Origin of the sequence: Coleofasciculus sp. G3-WIS-01, assembly GCF_040223135.1 — a bacterium.
GTDB lineage: Bacteria > Cyanobacteriota > Cyanobacteriia > Cyanobacteriales > Coleofasciculaceae > Coleofasciculus.
Window position 1 is genome coordinate 1 of sequence record NZ_JAVJZI010000222.1, and the last position, 18,766, is coordinate 18,766.

16 protein-coding genes and 2 pseudogenes are annotated in these 18,766 nt (G+C 45.8%); 9 read left to right on the forward strand and 9 right to left on the reverse strand.

Annotated features, from left to right (window positions below; translation table 11 throughout):
• Positions 1 to 316: 316 nt before the first annotated feature.
• From RIM23_RS22745 to RIM23_RS22770, 6 genes and pseudogenes are all read left to right on the forward strand, one after another.
• Positions 317 to 466 (forward strand): annotated as a pseudogene (locus RIM23_RS22745) (Uma2 family endonuclease); the annotation flags it as partial.
• Between the two features lie 20 nt (positions 467 to 486).
• Positions 487 to 1,134: a DUF1294 domain-containing protein gene (locus RIM23_RS22750; protein WP_446369574.1), complete on the forward strand. Its 648-nt coding sequence runs from the start codon at positions 487 to 489 to the stop codon at positions 1,132 to 1,134.
• Between the two features lie 87 nt (positions 1,135 to 1,221).
• Positions 1,222 to 2,289, forward strand: coding sequence for an AAA family ATPase (locus tag RIM23_RS22755; RefSeq protein ID WP_446369602.1), 1,068 nt, complete (start codon positions 1,222 to 1,224; stop codon positions 2,287 to 2,289).
• Between the two features lie 2 nt (positions 2,290 to 2,291).
• On the forward strand, positions 2,292 to 3,155 hold the full coding sequence (locus tag RIM23_RS22760; protein WP_446369576.1) for a hypothetical protein: 864 nt from the start codon (positions 2,292 to 2,294) through the stop codon (positions 3,153 to 3,155).
• Positions 3,156 to 3,269: 114 nt separating this feature from the next.
• Positions 3,270 to 4,577: a glutamate-5-semialdehyde dehydrogenase gene (locus RIM23_RS22765; protein WP_446369578.1), complete on the forward strand. Its 1,308-nt coding sequence runs from the start codon at positions 3,270 to 3,272 to the stop codon at positions 4,575 to 4,577.
• 56 nt (positions 4,578 to 4,633) lie between these two features.
• Entirely contained in the window at positions 4,634 to 5,185 is a 552-nt protein-coding gene (locus tag RIM23_RS22770) for a Uma2 family endonuclease (RefSeq protein ID WP_446369580.1), read from the forward strand.
• An 87-nt stretch (positions 5,186 to 5,272) separates the two neighbouring features.
• Here the strand turns inward: RIM23_RS22770 and RIM23_RS22775 are convergent, their stop codons facing one another.
• The 4 genes from RIM23_RS22775 to miaB all read right to left on the reverse strand — a co-directional run bounded on the left by RIM23_RS22775 (position 5,273) and on the right by miaB (position 11,772).
• Positions 5,273 to 5,860 (reverse strand): hypothetical protein, encoded by a 588-nt coding sequence (locus tag RIM23_RS22775; RefSeq protein ID WP_446369582.1) that lies wholly within the window; start codon positions 5,858 to 5,860, stop codon positions 5,273 to 5,275.
• A gap of 2 nt (positions 5,861 to 5,862) precedes the next feature.
• Positions 5,863 to 7,086: an AAA family ATPase gene (locus tag RIM23_RS22780; RefSeq protein ID WP_446369584.1), complete on the reverse strand. Its 1,224-nt coding sequence runs from the start codon at positions 7,084 to 7,086 to the stop codon at positions 5,863 to 5,865.
• A gap of 123 nt (positions 7,087 to 7,209) precedes the next feature.
• Entirely contained in the window at positions 7,210 to 9,807 is a 2,598-nt protein-coding gene (gene topA / locus RIM23_RS22785) for a type I DNA topoisomerase (protein WP_446369586.1), read from the reverse strand.
• A gap of 609 nt (positions 9,808 to 10,416) precedes the next feature.
• On the reverse strand, positions 10,417 to 11,772 hold the full coding sequence (miaB, locus tag RIM23_RS22790) for a tRNA (N6-isopentenyl adenosine(37)-C2)-methylthiotransferase MiaB (protein WP_446369587.1): 1,356 nt from the start codon (positions 11,770 to 11,772) through the stop codon (positions 10,417 to 10,419).
• Positions 11,773 to 12,386: 614 nt separating this feature from the next.
• On the opposite strand from miaB, the gene RIM23_RS22795 reads away from it, so the two are divergent.
• Genes RIM23_RS22795 through RIM23_RS22805 form a run of 3 tightly spaced genes read left to right on the forward strand, consistent with a single transcriptional unit; the run spans position 12,387 to position 13,832 of the window.
• Positions 12,387 to 12,851, forward strand: coding sequence for an after-VIT domain-containing protein (locus RIM23_RS22795; protein WP_446369588.1), 465 nt, complete (start codon positions 12,387 to 12,389; stop codon positions 12,849 to 12,851).
• Complete coding sequence (locus RIM23_RS22800; RefSeq protein ID WP_446369590.1) at positions 12,824 to 13,030, forward strand: hypothetical protein; 207 nt, start codon at positions 12,824 to 12,826, stop codon at positions 13,028 to 13,030. The genes RIM23_RS22795 and RIM23_RS22800 overlap by 28 nt, the downstream gene beginning before the upstream one ends.
• On the forward strand, positions 13,017 to 13,832 hold the full coding sequence (locus tag RIM23_RS22805) for a Uma2 family endonuclease (RefSeq protein ID WP_446369592.1): 816 nt from the start codon (positions 13,017 to 13,019) through the stop codon (positions 13,830 to 13,832). Before RIM23_RS22800 ends, RIM23_RS22805 begins: the two co-directional genes overlap by 14 nt.
• A gap of 351 nt (positions 13,833 to 14,183) precedes the next feature.
• Here the strand turns inward: RIM23_RS22805 and RIM23_RS22810 are convergent, their stop codons facing one another.
• From RIM23_RS22810 to RIM23_RS22830, 5 genes and pseudogenes are all read right to left on the reverse strand, one after another.
• Positions 14,184 to 15,524 (reverse strand): inorganic phosphate transporter, encoded by a 1,341-nt coding sequence (locus RIM23_RS22810; RefSeq protein ID WP_446369594.1) that lies wholly within the window; start codon positions 15,522 to 15,524, stop codon positions 14,184 to 14,186.
• A gap of 3 nt (positions 15,525 to 15,527) precedes the next feature.
• The gene (locus tag RIM23_RS22815; protein WP_446369596.1) at positions 15,528 to 15,782 is read right to left on the reverse strand and encodes a macro domain-containing protein; all 255 of its coding nucleotides are present in this window, start codon (positions 15,780 to 15,782) and stop codon (positions 15,528 to 15,530) included.
• Between the two features lie 168 nt (positions 15,783 to 15,950).
• Complete coding sequence (locus RIM23_RS22820) at positions 15,951 to 18,020, reverse strand: DICT sensory domain-containing protein (protein WP_446369598.1); 2,070 nt, start codon at positions 18,018 to 18,020, stop codon at positions 15,951 to 15,953.
• 247 nt (positions 18,021 to 18,267) lie between these two features.
• Positions 18,268 to 18,483: pseudogene (locus tag RIM23_RS22825) on the reverse strand (ATP-binding protein); the annotation flags it as partial.
• Between the two features lie 16 nt (positions 18,484 to 18,499).
• Positions 18,500 to 18,766, reverse strand: a 267-nt coding sequence (locus tag RIM23_RS22830) for a zinc ribbon domain-containing protein (protein WP_446369600.1), incomplete at its 5' end; no start/stop codon positions are given.

Sequence of the window (18,766 nt, forward strand, 5' to 3'; positions counted from 1 at the left end):
AATCGATTGGCGATACTCACGACTTTCGCCTGTGCTAGACTACTTTTATAGATTAACACATTATTTATTACAATACAAGACTAAGAGAAAATAAAAAGTCGTCCTAAAAGGACGAGGCTTGTATCCCTAGTTCTCGGTCAGATTCAGCGTGTCGTCTTTGTTGCGAGTAGCCATCGGGTCATCCAGACTATATTCATAATTTCATTGTATATTCAATTTTTGAATATAGGGGGGCGATCGCGGTTCGTTCGTAGTAGGCGCTTCAGCGCCTCTATAGTTAGCGCCGTCTATAATGAAAACCAGCTTTCATAAACGCGATCGCGCTATGGTTCGTTTAGCCAAACCGATTACACTCCCGAACAACTCGGAACCTGAGCCAGATATTGCCATTGTGCAACGATTGGGGCGTGAATACCTAGAACATCACCCTTATCCAGACAACATTTTCTGGCTGATTGAATATTCGAGTCAAGTTTAGTTTTATAGATGAAACCAAAAACGCATAAAGGTCAATTAACGGTTTGGAAAGACGAAGGGGGTTTTGGCTTTATCAAACCCGATAATGGTGAGCAAGACGTTTTTCTGCATCTCACTGGACTAAAGAACCCTAATCGCCGTCCCCAAGTTGCTGACATTATCCGTTATCAAGTAACCGTTGACAACAAAGGAAAACGTCGTGCTAGCAATGCTGTCATCGAAGGAACGGCATCTCCGCCTAGTCCAAAACATTTAACCAAAACTTCTGCTAAAAGAAAGGGATCAAAAAAGATAACAAAATCGTCTTCATTAGTCTGGGAAGTTTTGTTTTTATCTCTATTTCCTATCGGCGGCTCAGTTCACTTGGCATCAATAACATCAAATTTTATTCCTCTGCTGATGTATTTGAGCATGAGTGGGTTAACCTTTCTCCTTTATGCTCAGGATAAGTCCCGTGCTAGAACAGGAGAATGGAGGATACCTGAAAAAACGTTACATTTGTGCGAACTAGCAGGTGGATGGTTAGGCGCATTCATTGCTCAACGCACCCTACGCCACAAAAGCAGCAAAAATTCTTACCAAGTCGTATTTTGGGCGATTGTGGCTTTTCATATCATGTTTTGGAGCGCTTGGTTATTCAAACATTTATTTAATTGAGTGAAAAAATGAGGAATGACAGTATCAGATTTATCGTGCATAAACTGATTTAGGTGAGTAAAAACGTAAAGAGTTAAATAGTTTGCCATTAAAATTCAATCTGTCGAATTAAAGTATTTCAAGAATTTTAGGGGTTCGACCTTTGATTTTACGGATTCAGAAACGGGTTTAGCACGAGATATTATTGTCCTAATTGGCATGAATGGTGCTGGTAAAACCAGTCTTTTACAGGCAATTGCGGCGACGCTGGGAGTAGCAACTGGGCGATTACAAAAACTTCCTGATTTAGATTGGGTAGGATTTAATTATGAATTGCTAGGAAATAACTGGGGTCGATTTGAGCCAGAGGTAACTCTAAAGGTACAATTTTCATCTAAAGAACTCCACGCTGTTCAGGAATTCCATCAAAAATTACAAGAAATGGGTCATCATTTACCCGTTCCTCCAGCAGAGGATTATCTAGCAACTTTGAGATGGCAAGGTGAGCGAGTCCAAGCAGATACGGCGGCTCAATTGTTCCAGTTGAAAGGGCGAGACTATGCAAAACAATTGCAGCGCTCTGAAGGGTTTCAGGTGTTTGAACGAGTGGGTACAGTCTTCTGGTACACTGAACAAAGAACGTCAACAAGCTTAACCACTGAAGATCCAGATAAAAAAATAGAAATTACTGAGGATATTTTACGCGATCGCCTATCAAAATGGCGACAATTCCACCGAGATGTTGAAACAGGTAGAATTAAGCAACTACGTCCAGGACAAAAAGATATTTACGCTGAAATTGAACAAGCTTACCAGGATGTTTTTCCAGAACGTAGTTTTGAAGGTCCGGTTCCCCGCGAGAATATTGATGACATACTGAGTGAACCTTGGTTTTATCTCTACGATGGCAAAAGCAAAAGACAGTATGAAATTTCAGAAATGTCTGGGGGAGAGCGGGCTATTTTTCCCATGTTAATAGATTTTGCCAATTGGAATATTCATAATTCAGTCATATTGATTGATGAACTTGAATTACATTTACATCCACCAATGCAACAAGCATTGCTAAGAACATTGCATAAATTGGGTGAAAATAATCAATTTATAATCACGACTCACTCTGATTATGTAGAGCAATTAGTCCCTGAAGCACATATTATCCGGTTAGAGGTGTAATTTTGAGTGTTGTTGATAAAGTTATTTTATGTGAGGGTAAACAAACCAGTTTAGATAGCAAGCTACTCGATCGCATCTTGGCAGAACAACCTGGACAGCGACCAACAATTGTGTCGGCTGGTGGGAAGTTTTCATTTTCACTTTTTGCTCAAGGTTACTTTTTTCCTGATGAAGCGATAAATAAACGATATATAATTTTTAGGGATAGAGATTTTGATGTTCAGCCAACCTCAGAGGTTAAATTGCTACAACTAGGACAACGCTGTTTTTTAACTCATAGTGCTTGTCTTGAAAATTATCTCTTAGATGCTGATTTAATTCATAATTATTGGCAAGCTAAATTTGCCGAGAAATCGGAAAATCCTTTATCCAAGTGGGGACATGGCGATTCACCGGGAATTGAGACAATTGCAGCTTGGATTGATAGGTCAGCAAGAACGTTGCAAGATTATCAAGCAGTACGATGGGCATTGGCTGATGTAGCGAAGCCGAGTAGGGCGCGATCGCACCTTGAAACAACGTGGACAAAAGGTAGTGGGAAACTTCCGGCTTCTTTAGATTTACAAAGCTGTCAAGCTAAAGCCAAAGAATTAATTCAGACGTTTAGAGAGGCTGTTGATCAAGTTAACCAAGACAGATTTGAGGAAAGTTTAGGTATCTATCAGGCTAAGTTTAGCCAAGCGGAATTTTGGCAACAGAAGCAGTACTTATTCTGGTTTCATGGCAAAGATATGCAAAAAGCGATGCAGCAGCAAGAATCTCAGTACATCTCTTTAAAAAACTTTTTTGCTTGGGCAATTGCTCAACTGGATATTACTCAATATCCGGATTTGATGGAATTACGAACAAAAATTGAGAACTTATAGCGTTGTCTTAATAAGGGACTTGTGGCTTCTGGGAAAGACATCAATCATAATTTCCGCCAAGCCCAGGATTTTGCTACACTTCAGATGACTTAGTTGGTATTTGTATCTCCAGCCATGACAGCGACTCCAGTACCATCCCCTACCCTCAGCGCGATCGCACAATCCACTCGCCAAGCGGCGCGACTGTTGGCGGTTATGTCCACTGATACTAAGAATCTAGCCATTGAAGCGATCGCGAAAGCCTTAGAAACCGCAACAGCAGATATCTTGGCGGCGAATGTCGCGGATTGCAAAGCCGCAGAAGCGGAGGGTATCCCTAAACCCCTGTACAATCGCCTGAAGCTGGATGAGACGAAACTAAACGCCGCGATCGCGGGGGTGCGGGATGTCGGTAGGTTGACTGATCCCATTGGCGCAATCCAAATTCATCGGGAAGTCGATAAAGGATTAGTTCTCAAGCGTGTCACTTGTCCCCTGGGAGTCTTAGGCGTTATCTTTGAAGCACGTCCCGATGCGGTGATGCAAATTACCTCCCTGGCGGTAAAATCGGGGAATGGGGTGATTCTCAAAGGCGGGAAAGAAGCAGTACGATCCTGTGAAGCGATTGTTAAGGCGATTCATAAAGGATTATCTACAAGTTCAATTGATCCGGCGGTGGTGCAACTCTTAACCACCAGAGAGGAGACGATGGCGCTATTGCAGTTGGATAAATACATTGATTTAGTTATTCCCAGAGGATCGAATGCCTTTGTCCGCTTTGTTCAAGATAATACCCGGATTCCGGTATTGGGTCATGCTGATGGAATCTGTCATGGTTATATTGATCGGGCGGCTGACTTGCAAAAAGCGGTAGAGATTACTGTCGATGCGAAAACCCAGTATCCGGCGGTGTGTAATGCGATAGAAACCCTACTGATCCATCGTGCGATCGCGCCTAGCTTCCTTCCCCTAGCCGCAAAAGCCTTGAAAGAACAGCTGGTGGAACTCCGTGGCGATGAAGCGACTTGCCAAATGATTGACTGTTCAGCCGCCACAGATGCAGATTGGTCTACAGAATACAATGATTTAACTCTGTCGATTAAAATCGTAGACTCTCTGGAAGCAGCAATTAATCATATTAATACCTACGGTTCTGGGCATACCGATGTTATTGTCACCGAAGATACAGACATTGCCCAGATATTCCTCAATCAAGTGGATAGCGCGAATGTTTTCCACAACTGTTCGACTCGGTTTGCGGATGGGTTCCGTTATGGGTTTGGCGCGGAAGTCGGAATTAGTACAAATAAGTTACCGCCCCGTGGTCCTGTAGGATTAGAAGGATTGGTGACGTATAAATATCAAATGACAGGTCAAGGTCAGGTTGTTGCGAGTTATAGTGGCAAGGATGCCAAATCCTTTACCCATAAGGATTTGGATTGAAGGAAACCTAAACCTAATCATTGTTTCATCTTTAAAGCAACAGAAACGCGATCGCGATGGCAATCACCACAGCCAAATGGACAATAGACGAGTATCACCGCATGATTGCGGCAGGGATCTTAGAGGATCGGCAGGTGGAACTACTTCAGGGAGAAATTGTCGAGATGTCACCAGAAGGAGAACCCCACGCCTACTTCAGTAGTGAAGCTGGGGAATATCTGATGCGACAGTTATGCGATCGCGCCATGGTTCGCTTAGCCAAGCCGATTACACTCCCAAACAACTCTGAACCTGAACCCGATATTGCCATTGTGCAACGATTGGGGCGTGAATACCTAGAGCATCACCCTTATCCAGAGAATATTTTCTGGCTCATTGAATACTCCGAGTCAACTTTAGAGAACGATTTGGGGATAAAACTTAAAATTTATGCCCAAGTTGGTATTTCTGAATACTGGGTCGTTAACCTGAAAAAAAGACAACTAATTGTATTCCGAGATCCCCAAGATGGAGAATACGCTTCCCGATCTACCCTAACGGGAGGAATAATTTATCCCCTAGCCTTTCCTGATATAAGTATATCCGTCGATTCTATTGTCAGTAGGTAGCTCAAGCCCTATAGCCCTTCCATAATTTATTCAATTGAGTGAACAAATAAGGAAAGAAAGTATCAGATTCATGTCATTTGCCCTTTGTCATTTATTTTCTGCCTTGTTAGACTTCTGCTGTTTTCTTACCGCACGGGCGAGCAAAGGGGCTTTCTTCTCTAATCCTGTCAACGTTAAATCCCCATCCAGATACAACTGATACCACTGTTGACGTTGGCGAATCACTCTTTCATCATCCTGTAGGTGTAAGCGTTGTAGTGTGAATTCTGCCCTTTCTCGTTCGGATGGTGGTACTTTGTCCGTTACAACTAATTGTAAGGAGGGTAGAAGAATCTCAAACCAATCGTCCCCAACTTGAAACGGATCAAGAATTTGTTCATCTACGGTTCGTTTACTACTATTAATCCACTGTGCAGCATAGCGATAATTGCTCCACTCGTAGGCGAAATGGGGATAATTGTCGAAACTGAGATAGTGATCAACTGTTCCAATCGGTTCATACATGGCTGAGTAGCCACAAAGATGGTTAAACCCATTGGCTAAGTCACCTTTAAAAGATGACCAATAATCTTTTGGTCTTTTTGCCTCTGGATGATTAGCTAACCATTTATTACCAGGTTGTCTGGCTTGAGCATCAAAATTAACGGGTTCAGGAGGTGGAGAAACGGGAATCATGCTTATCGTTTTTCCATTGTGACAATCCAACGGGGAAAGAAAGGATCATGTCCAGGTAGAAGATGCAGTAGTTGTTGGTGAATTTTATCTTTTGTTCTCAAATCGTCAGGAAATTTGCTCATATCATCCTGTCGCATCCAGGCTTCCGCCGCTTCTATGGCTTGTTCAGCTGGCTTTGAACGCGCTTGCTGAAGTCCAAAAACTTCCGAGGTTAGCCATCCGACAATATCACCTTGTTTTGTCCAAGGGATTTCATCTAAGGTTACTCTGTCACCTTGTAACTCGAACAAAAATAAACGATCGCGCTCGTCTTGGAAAATGGGTTCAACAGATGCGAGGACAAGGGGAGAGTGAGTAGTAATTAGGGTTTGGACGTTTAAATTTTCTCGAAATCCCTTAATTACCTCTAGAATGGCGGGTAAAATTGTCCGTTGCCAACGAGGATGGAGATGAGACTCTACCTCATCCATGAGAAAAATGATCTGATCGGAGACTTTATTTTGACGCAGTTTTGAGGCTTGGCTATGTTCATACCATGTCCAAACCAGCAAGTAAGCCAATCCCAGAATCCGCTTCATGCCGTTTGAAACATGAACGATAGGCACATTTCCATAGGGAAGATTAACCGTTGGAATATCGCGGACATCTTCAACAGAAATTCTGGTAGGTTCTCCAGGTTCTATCCATTCTCCTGGATGGGGGGCAAGTTTGCGGATAACCTGAGAGAGTAAATTAAATTGGGTTTTATCAGGCTGAATTTGCCACTTCACCCAATCATCAATTAAACCCTTACAAAGAACTTTTTTCCCTGATCTTAAACCGTTCCATAGAGTGTTGGCAGTAAAGTTATAAGCCGTATCCCGTTTCCGAGCCGGATCGACAACAGAAAAACTACCATCAGCACGAGCGTAAATGACAATTCCTTTAAAAGAATATGGTATTAGCGGCTTACGCCATTTTCGCTTATCAAAATCGAAAGAGCTATGATATTCCTGATTATTTGAAGCGGTTGGACTGTCTACATGACAAATGATTTCGGGTTGCCCTTGTCTTTGGGGATAAGCCGGTTGATCGATCCAGTTGCCGGTTAATGTCCACCAAGCAATGTCAAGTAGAAAGGTTTTTCCTAAGCCGTTATCCCCTGTGAAAATATTCAGTCTTTCAGCAAATTCTACATCAAATTCAGGGGCTGGTCCTACTTGCTTGAGATGTAATGCTTGCAACATTGGATAATCCCCATTTTCTCGCCACTGTATTTTTACCTCATTTTGGGCGTCGTCTCTCTCATTTGACTCTACCTCAACGTAAACGTTAGGTAGAGACGCGCCATGGCGCGTCTCTACATCAACCTATTTTTTGGTACTTTTGCGACTTTTTGAGGATTTTTTGGAACGGCTGCTGGATTTCTTCGCGGCTAAGAGTTCCAAGGCTTTTTCTAAGGTAATATCCTCAACCGATTGATCATCAGGGATTCCCGCATTAGTTTTACCATGTTTGATATAAGTTCCATAGGGACCCTCGTAGATATTGACAGGTTCTTTGTCCTCTGGATGCGCCCCTAATTCCCGTAATGGAGTCTTGGATTTGCTGCGACTACCCCCTTTGGATTTTTTCGGCTGAGACAATATATCTAATGCACGATCCATGGAAATTGTCAATACATCGTCCTCTTTTTTGAGGGAACGATAATCTTTTCCCTCTTTACCCTGGTTGTGGACAACATAAGGACCAAAACGCCCCAATCCCGCCTGAACTTTGCCCCCAGTTCCAGGATGAACACCTAGGGTACGCGGGAGTGCTAATAGACCCAGCGCCATGTCTAGGGTGACATCTTCCATGTTCACCCCTTTGGGTAAAGACATCCGCTTCGGTTTCTTATTCTCCTCAGAGACTTCACCCAATTGGACATAAGGACCATAACTCCCGGTTAACAGATAAATCGGTTCGCCCGTTTCGGGGTGCAGTCCCAGTTTTTCCGGTCCTTGGGTTTTTTGCTTGAGGATAATCTCTACCTGTTCTGCATCCAGTTCAGAGGGGGTCAAGTCTTGGGGAATGGATGCGGTGACGGAACCCTCGCCATTTTCGGCTTCGATGTAGGGACCAAATTTACCAATACGAACTTTAACATCGAGATTTTCCAGTTCGATACTCCGGGCTTCATTGGGGTCAATTTGGTCTTCCCGTTCGCGCACTTGGGTTTCTAAGCCATTGTCGCCCCGATAGAATTTCTCCAGATAGGGTAACCATTCGGCTTCTCCGGTGGAGATTTCGTCTAGGGTTTGTTCCATTTTGGCGGTAAAGCTGGTGTCTACCAAGTCCGGGAAGTGTTTCTCTAGTAAACTGGTGACGGCAAAGGCGGTGAAGGTGGGGATGAGGGTCTTTTTTTGCATTTGGGCATAGCCGCGATCGATAATTGTACCGATAATGCTGGCGTAGGTACTAGGGCGCCCAATTCCTTCACTTTCTAGGGTTTTGACCAGGGAGGCTTCGGTGTAGCGCCCTGGGGGTTGGGTTTCATGACCGATGGCTTCCAGGTTTTTGCACTCCGGATGATCCCCAGGGGTTAAGGGGGGAAGGACAACTTCTTGGTCTTCTAAGGCGGCTTCGGGATCATCAGAACCCTCCACATACGCCCGGAGGTAACCGGGAAAATCGATGCGTTTTCCTGTAGACCGAAATCCTGCATCTTCGACTTCTAGGTCTACGGTAATGTGGGTTTGGCGCGAGTCTGCCATTTGGCTGGCGACGGTGCGTTTCCAAATTAACTCATACAGTTGCAATTCGCGACCCGATAATCCGGTGTCTCTGGGGGTACGGAACGTACTTCCGGCGGGGCGAATGGCTTCGTGGGCTTCTTGGGCGGCTTTACTTTTGGTGCTGTACTGACGCGGTTTGGGGCTGAGGTATTGCTGACCATACATTTGTTCGACGCAACTCCGGGCTGCTGCGATCGCTTGGGCGGATAAATGCACCGAATCTGTCCGCATATAGGTAATATACCCCTGTTCGTACAAGTTTTGAGCCGTCCGCATTGTATCCCGTGCCGATAAGCTTAATTTGCGGTTAGCTTCCTGTTGCAGGGTAGAGGTGGTAAATGGGGGGGCGGGTTTGCGGATGACGGGGCGTTCGTCTAGGTTAGTCACTGTCCAGGTTTTGTCCAACAGCCGCGCCTGCAAGTCTCGCGCCTCAGCTTCATTCAGCAGCCGCACCGTTCGCCCTTCAATAATTTGCCCCGTGTTGGCGTCGAAATCACTTCCAGTGGCAATTTTTGCGCCAGCTAGGGTGACGAGGCGGGATTCAAAGGGGGTGTTGTCTTGGTCTAAAAGGGCTTTTAAGTCCCAATAACTCCCTTGACGGAACGCACGGCGTTGGCGTTCTCGATGCACCAAAAGCCTTACCGCAACGGATTGGACGCGCCCCGCTGATAATCCCCAGGCAATTTTTTTCCACAACAGAGGTGAGAGGGTATAACCTACCAATCGGTCTAAAATTCGCCGGGTTTCTTGGGCGCGTACCAGTTGGTCATCAATATCCCGACAATTTTGCAGGGCGTCACGAATCGCTTCTTGGGTAATTTCGTGAAAAACCATGCGTTTGCAGGGAACTTTGGGTTTGAGGACTTGCAATAAATGCCAACTGATGCTTTCCCCTTCTCGGTCTTCGTCTGTGGCTAGGACTAATTCTTCGGCGTCTTGTAGGGCGTCTTTGAGTTGTTTGACGACTTTCTTTTTATCCTTGGGGACAACGTAGATGGGTTCAAAATCTGCTTCCACGTTTACCCCCAACTGCGCCCATTTTTCTCCCTTGATGGCTTCAGGGATCTCACTAGCCGATTGAGGAAGGTCACGAATATGACCCATTGACGCTTCTACTTGGTAGTCCGAAGGCAAGTAGTTACGAATGGTGCGAGCTTTGGTGGGAGATTCGACGATGACGAGGGTGGTCATGGGAGTCCTCAAAATAGCAGCTTAGCTGAACAGTCTAATCTAAGTCGTTTTGGCGAGGTGTCAAGTCATTGATCCGCCTTCAGGGAGTTTGAACCTTTTCCTTCGTTCAAGATAACCGGGTGCGTGAGTTCCTAGGGGCGGGTAATCGGACTTTCTTGTCGCTATTGATGGTAACCTTTGTACAAAACCCGCCCTCAGTGATCCTTCACGTCGCTAGTCGGACATGGTTTTGAGTGGGAGTGAGGTTCATCGGTGTTAGCGTATGCCGTGTATCATAGCTAGATTAGGTGGTTGGTGCATCCCCAAAGTCGTTACTAGCAGGGCTATGCCAGGAGTACAGTCCCAGTTAGTCCATACTACGCTATGGCTTTGGGTCGGTCATCTATGATATTGGTCTCTTCTTCTCTTATATATCCCATCTTCACAGTAACTGCACTTTTTCCAGACAGAAGGTGGGGAAGCCGAGGTGTAGGGGCGGGTTTTATAGATAACTTGATGACTGGAATATTTTTGATGGGAAATCTTTAGCCGATCGCATTCCCAATCGTCAGTTGCTAGAGTCTGTGTCAGGAGTCGGTTCGGCATTGCCTACCTGACATGACATTCTTTTTAACAAGGTGCTAATGTTAAGGCTTGACCGGTGAGACTGAAGGCACGAACTTCGGTAATTTTTACCTGAATTAACCGTCCTTTTAATTGATTAATATCCCCAGTAAAGAAAGTCAACCGATTCCCCCTGGTGCGCCCCATCACTTGGCTGGAATCCTTGGGATTTTGATCTTCGACGAGAACTTGTTCAATCCGCCCAAAATACCGTTGCGATCGCGCGGCGGCTTTTATACTAACTAAATGGTTGAGCCGTTGCAAGCGATCGCTCTTGACCTCCTCACTAAGTTGATTCTCCCACAGGGCGGCTGGTGTACCAGGGCGAGGGGAGTAAGCCGCCGTGTTTAATTGGTCAAATTCAATATCCTCCACCAGTTTCAATGTATTCTCAAACTGTGCCTCAGTTTCTCCGGGAAAGCCGACAATCGCATCCGCACTAATCGATGCATCGGGCATATAATTGCGAATCGTATCAATAATTCGGCGATATTTTTCTTGGGTGTATCCCCGCGCCATGGCTTTGAGGATATCGTTATCCCCGGATTGGAAGGGAATGTGGAAATGTTCGCAAACTTTCGGCAATTCCTTACAAGCGCGAATTAATCGTTCCGTGAAATAGCGGGGGTGACTCGTGGCAAACCGAATCCGCTCAACTCCGGGGACATCGTGAACATAATAGAGTAAATCTGTCAAGGTGTGCTGATGCCGTCCGGATTCAGTCACGCCAGGTAAATCCCGTCCATAAGCATCAATATTTTGTCCCAGCAGCGTAATTTCCTTATATCCTTGGCGTCCTAATTCTGCCATTTCCTCCCGAATCGCTTCGGGGGTGCGGGATTGTTCCACACCGCGCACATTGGGGACAACGCAGTAGGTGCAGCGTTCGTTACAGCCGTAAATCACATTTACCCAAGCGGTAACGGTGCTATCGCGGCGGGGTTTAGTAATGTCTTCGACGATATGGATAGGTTCAGTGGCGACAATTTGGTTCCCATCACCGACTTGTTCGAGTAAGTCTTTCAGGCGATTGGCGTGTTGGGGTCCCATAACTAAATCCAATTCTGGGACACGTCGCAGCAGCGCTTCTCCTTCCTGTTGAGCGACACAGCCGGCAACAATTAACGTAAGGTCAGGTTGTTCTTGTTTACGCTTTGCCTGTCTACCGAGGTAGGAATAGACTTTTTGCTCGGCGTTATCGCGAATCGTGCAGGTGTTGTAGAGGATGAGGCTAGCGTCATTGGGGTCTTCTGACCACTCAAATCCCATATCTTCTAAGATACCAGCCATGCGTTCCGAGTCGGCTTTGTTCATTTGACAGCCGAAGGTGGTGATATGGTAGCGACGGGGAGAGGTGGTCATGGTACAGGGTTTTGAGATAGCGTACAGATTATCATTATAGGTTTTGGCTGTAGGTGCCATGTTTGGACGAAAACGTTGGTTCATCCCGAATCGGCTGATATTGAACCGTTTTCCCCGTTGATTGTAGAGACGCGCTTTTGAAGCGTCTCTACAATGGTGACGAAAGTCCTAATCGATGTGTCTACTGCTATATATCGGTTAAGGTGCGTTACGCAAGCGCTTTCACACCCTACTAGCGTGACCCAGCTAAAATGATGGATTAGATTTGCAGATTTTATGGGCGCACGCCATGCGCCCCTACAGTTTCTGGATAGAATTTTAATACACCAAATTAGGTGTGCCACGCCACTACATATATAGCCTTTGCGTAAGTCCTAACTGAGTCAAAGGGTGAGTCAAAGACTGAACACTTTCCCCTCAAATCCCTTCTTATGCTGAGGATAGACAGACAAAAGTGTTAAACCACTTTGAATTGAAACCCAAGGCACCCAAGATCAAGTCAGAATCTAGTTTACTAGATAAGAATTGTAGTCCATTTTAATGGACTTAAGCTTTTAGCCAAAAACTTGAGTTCTTGGCGGGTGTCGGGACTTACTGAAAAAAGGAGAACCATCATGCTAAATCCATCCACCCATCTGTTGATTATTGAAGACGACAAGGGACGCAAAGAATATACCTTGGAAGAATCAGTCTACTTCGATCAGGAATGGAGTCCTACCCCTGAGCCAGCGCCATTGAGAACTCCAAAGATGAAACCGATGGCAAAAGCGCCGCTTCAAAAAGCTGAGTCTACCCCAAATCGCCTACAAATTGTTAGTGCATCTGGACTGAATCAAGATGCGATCGCGCGTTTGACTCAACGCCTACAATCAATCCAGTTATCCCCAAATGTTAACGGGTTTCTCGTCTTCGAGTTCTACATTAGCAAACGTCTTGTACAACAGCTAACGATTAACCAGAAAGCCTCATCGGTAAAGGATCAGACAGTAATAGAAGCAATTCGGCGATCGCTTCTGACTTGGCATTCCCCTCAAGCAACTGTTGATAAAGTTTGCCTAGTGATAGGGATTCAGCCATAATATCCCATCCGTCTGCCAATACAGCAAGAGGAATCAAAGGTGTAGGGGCGGGTTTAACCGATAACGTTCTGGAAACAACCGATAACTCGACTAAACCCGCCCTTCCCATGTCCTGGACACAAGGTAATTGTTACAATACCAACCAGAGAAAGCGATCGCGTGCCTATGTCCGTCACTAAACCCTTTATCGAACAAACTGATCCCCCTCGTTCTCCCAGAGAAACCCTGCCCACGATGTACGATCTCAAGAGTGAATCTGTGGAGGAATCTGGATTGCCCGACGAGTACCATCTGTGGCAAGCTGAACTATGCAGCGCCACTTTCTGTCCGCCTACCCATCAGAGCGATCGCATCTTTGTAGCGAGTGACTTGAATCTCTACTATGACGTGAATCATCCCAACTGGTACAAGCGACCCGATTGGTATGCTGTAGTGGGAGTTCCTCGACTTTACGAAGAACGGGAACTACGTTTGAGCTATGTGATTTGGCAAGAAGGAGTTCGCCCTATCGTCGCCATCGAATTGCTCTCTCCAGGAACCCGCCAGGAAGACTTGGGACAAACTGAACGCGGCGGTTCACCCCCAACCAAATGGGAAGTGTACGAGCAAATTTTAGCCATTCCCTACTACATCGTCTTCGACCGCTATACTGACGAATTGCGAGTATTTTGGTTAGAAGGCGATCGCTATCGGCAACGGGAACTCACTGAACCCAGAATCTGGCTGCCCACCCTAGAATTGGGAATCGGATTGTGGTTCGGAGACTATCGCGGATTAGAGCGACAATGGTTACGCTGGTACGACGCCCAAGGAAACTGGATTCCCACACCGACGGAAGCAGCACAGCAACGGGCAGAATCTGCCGAACGCGCCCAACAGGAAGCGATTCCCCGACTCTTGGACATGGGTTTGAGTGTTGAGCAGGTTGCCGAGGCTTTAGGACTATCCGTTGAGCAAGTCAATCAATGGGGACAAGAGTGAATAGTACTGAAATTTTGGCTGGTGGGCATTGCCCACCCTACGGTATATCAAAGGTTTCGGTGATCTCCAAATGCTTAGGTCAGTGCCATTGCCGTTAAGGGAGCGATCGCACAAACGTTATCATAGTACAACCGTTATCCACCCAGGACAAATCACTATTTTTACATAATTCTGAAGGCAGATTATGTCTTTTGGTGACTATAGAAAATACTCAGCCGCTGAATTAAAAGCTATCTTTAATATCACGCTATTGAAAGACGCATCAAATGGACAATTGTAGGGGCGGGTTTAGGGACTAACGCTAATTAAAAGCCGATAAATGAGCAACAGAACCCGCCCTTGCTTAAGAGCCTAAAGAAAAATCCCACGTAAACTGATAAAAATAATCGCCCCTAAACTAGCGGCTGCGGGTAGCGTAACCAACCAAGCTAGAGCAATCGATTTAAGGGTTTGAAAGCGAACCGTGCGCCAATTTTGAATCAATCCAATACCCACAATACCACCCACTAAGGCATGAGAGGTAGAAACCGGAAAACCGAAGCGGGAAGCGAGTAAAACAGTTGTCGCCGTGGCAATTTCGGCACAAAATCCACTACTCGGTTGTAAAGGGATAATATTTTCCCCAACGGTAGTAATCACCTTTTTACCCCAAACGGATAAACCTGCTACAATACCCGCACCACCGACGATAAGAATCCACAACGGAATATTAAACGCAGTGAGTGGAACCGCACCCGTAGCAATAATATACGCGATCACAGCTAAGGGAGCGATCGCATTCCCGACATCATTGGAACCGTGAGCAAACGCCACAAAACAAGCGCTGAGAACTTGGAAACGCGCCAGTTGTTGCTCAATTGGTGAGGGAAAGGGGGACACAGAATTAGGAGGTGGGACAATATTAGCTTCAATTTCCCCATTATGAATACCTTTGTCTCTCGATTCTTCAGGATTAACAGATAAAATTAAGGAACCACTTTCTAACTGATGCCAACTAATCAGACTGAGGACAATCGCCGCTATTGAAACCGTAATAATGGGTAAATCATGAGCAGGAATAGGCAAAGCATAAAATAGAGGACGATTAAATAAACTTGGCATAACAATCGCGCCAAAGATGCTCAAAAGAAGAGCACTTAGCCAAGGAATCCATTCCCGTAACCGAACAATCGGATTCGTTCGCCTTAAAATTGAGGTATTGATAATACCATAAAATCCGGCAGCTAAAATGCCACTGATAACGGGTGTAATAATCCAGGTTAACGAAATACGACCCAACGTTCCCCAGTCTACCGCCTGCACCCCAATCGCCACCCAACAAAATCCTGCGATCGCGCCAACCACAGCATGGGATGATGCGACAGGTAATCCCAGACTGGTAGCAATTTGTAACCATAAACCACAAGCGAGTAACACCGACATCATCCCCAGTAATAACACCTGTGGCGTTTGGGCAAACAAGGTTGGATCAATAACTTTCGTTGCTAACGTTGTCGCCACCCCTTGACCAAATAAAACCGCACCCGTAAACTCCAAAATACCCGCAATAATTAGCGCTTGCCGTAGAGTAACCGCTTTTGAGCCAACTGATGTTCCCATGGAATTAGCAACATCATTGGCACCTAAATTCCAAGCTACATAGAAAGCCAGAATAGCAGTTAAACCGAGTTGAACTACAGCTATTGAAATCACTCCTTATTCCTTATTCATCAAAATTTCCTGCACAGCTTGCCGATAGTGGTTATAGGATAGCTTAGAAAAACAAACAAAAAACACTTGCTCGATAGTTGTATTCCCTTCCAAAACCTGCTTAACTGTACCTACAGCTATTCTGGCAGCCCGTTCCGGCGGAAACCCATAAGCGCCCGTGCTGATAGCAGGAAAAGCAATAGTGCGAATCTGATAATCCTTTGCCAGTTCCAAACTCCGATAATAACAACTCGCTAACAAGCATCAACGGTTAACTGGGTAATATCGCCTTCAATGACCGCTATTTTACCTGGTATCATTCAACTCCGCTCAATTCCTCTGCGTACCTCTGCGATATCCTCTGCGTACTCTGCGTTAAAAAAATATAATTCATACGACTAGACTTAATCTAACCGAGTAATCCTCAATTCACTTTCGCTTAACTCTTGACCCCTTACGACCACCTTTTCCCTTCCCTTTAGAGGGCTGAGAATCTGATGTCGGCGCAATCATTGGCACCGTAAAGTGAAACTGACAACCCTGGTCTTTACCCGCCGAGTCTGCCCAAATTTTACCGCCCCACCCCTTGACAATTTGGCGACAAATTGCCAACCCTAAGCCTGTGCCGCCTGTAGTCCGTCGCAGCGCCCCTTCTTCTTGATAAAAACGATCAAAGACATCCTCTAAACGATTCGGTTCAATACCTCGCCCTGTATCGGCTACGGTAACTTTTAACATAGAATTCCCATTACTTTGAATCCCAATTGTGATTTCTCCTTGGGAGGAAGTAAATTTACAGGCATTGTCTAGCAGTTTGGCAAGGGTTTCCACCAGCCACTCGCCATCTGCTTGGACTAAGGGCAGATCGGTAGGAACCTGATTAATAATATTCGGTCGCCGCTCCTGTGACCAATGGACGTTGATCCGGCTGAGAGCTAACTCAATACACTCTTGTAGAGAAATGGCTTCTACATTCCATTCCACACGACCACTTTCTAGGCGGGAGAGGGTGAGAAAGTCTTGCACCAGTTTCCGCATACGTTCGGCGTCATCAAGGGCGGTATTCAGCATCACTTGACGCAATTCTGGCGACATATCCGGCTCGCTAGCGAGACTTTCTAGGCAAACCTGAATGGTGGACAGGGGGGTGCGGAGTTCATGACCCGTGATGGCGACTAAATTACTACGAGTGCGGTCAAGGGCTGCGAGTTGTTGGTTCAAATCTTGCAGATTCGCATAAGCTTCAGCTTGGATTAAGGCGACACCCACTTGAGTTGCGATCGCTTCGACGAGGGCGAGTTCTTCATCCTTCCACCGATAAGGGATTTCCCCACAGTGGTGTAACTCAACCATACCCAATAACCGACCCTGATATAATACAGGAACCATTAACCAGGAGCGCATACTAAAAGTTTGCACCAATTCCTTTAAGTTAAAAGACGGGGAATTGGCGCTTTTGCTCGGTGTCTGGTTCAGTCGAGGATCGTTTTGGGTATCTTCTACGGAAATAGACTCTTGATGTTCGACAATTCCTTGAAACAGAGAATTGTCTTTTAGGGGCCAAGGGCTACCTAAAGTTGAGCAAAGGATGGTGCGATCGCGTCCTCGGGTTTCCATGTATTCATGGGTAATCGTGGCTTGAGTATCCGTTGCTTTACAGCGATAAATCAGACAGCGACAGGAACCCATGGCTCGTCCTAACTCTTGCACCGCGATTTCTAGGACTTCATGAGGATCGAGCGATCGCCGAATTGCCGTGCTAATCGAATTTACCAAACGCTCTCGTTGTTCTTGAGCCGCGATCGAGCGATAGGCTTTCAGGAGTTTATACTGACCCGCTTGTAAGTAAGTCACCAACCGCTGCACAAACGGATCGGGATTGGGTGAGTCTTGCGGATTCACATCTTTTGTTTGAGTTGATTGAGAACTTACCCCTAAGGAGTCACCAATATACTGAGCTTTTGCCTGCTCGATTTTATCCGCTAATTCAGGTCGATAGCGGGCAATGCGATCCAGAAGCAACTCGGCGGCTTTTGCACTAACCGTTCGGTCAAATGTCCAAATTCCCTCAAAACGTCGAGAGGTATCCATCTCGCCATTGACGCTATTAGAGACAGACACAGGTTTTTCGCGGCAAATCAAACAGTTGGCATAGTACGAACCAATGACGACTAAATGCCACTCGTGACTTAAGCCATCGCCCGGATCAAATGCCACGGTTTCGTGGTGCTCTGAGCTATTCTTAAAATCCGTTTCCGGTGCGGCTAATACATACACATGAGGTGTCCGTTGAGCAATACGCCGATAGCGATGGGCTTCCTGACGATAGAAGCGTTCTCGCTGAAAACAGGCAATCACCAACGGCTGCTCTGAACCAGCCAAGACCTGATCTTCCATTGCATGGGAGAGTGCGGTCAAAGACGCTTTGAAATATACTTGTTGCCGCAGTTGGGGCATGGCTTGGAGTAAGTGAGCCAGCACCGAAGTTTTGATGATCATTCAAATAAGCGATAAGCAGTTTTTAGCTTGAGCTTGGCAACAAACCCTTGACAAATTCCCTTTTTTATGGATTAAATCGCCGCCATACCCAATTGATCGAGAGCAATCGGCAGGTATGGGGAATACCAAAGGGACGCGATTCGGCAAAGAACCGCTGTGGGTCATCTAGAGTTGATAACTTCTCCTATCAACCTATCGTACAAAAAAGAAGGTAACATCCACCTAGCGAACCCGATAAAATTCCTCTCTAGGCTCCGAGGAGATGTCCAGTTGAGGGAATGGCTCGAATCAGGGGTAGAGCAATTTGAAACGTCGAACCCTGTCTCAGGGTGCTGGTAACGCTGATATGTCCCCCATGAGCTTGAACAATCTGTTGCGCGATCGCTAATCCTAAGCCAAAGCCGCCGGAGGCTTTGGCACGCTTTGAATCAACGCGATAAAACCGTTCAAACAGATGAGGTAGAGCCGATATAATTTTGCTAACATTCGCTAACAATGCACTCTAAGAGACAAGCTCTCAGAGAGGGGATATCTCCCAAAGCCCGTAGGAAAATCCCACGAGCGCCATTGATGTCCCTGTCCATCCGAAATCCATCGCTACCAATAATGACTTTTTTTCCACCAAGATTAGAAATGATTTCACCTGTCCAGCTTACGGTTTTACTGGTGTAGGCTTCATTGCAATCAAGTACGACTTTGCCCGTCTCAAACGCCTTGTGCTTCAAGAACCTTTCAAAGCGGTAATG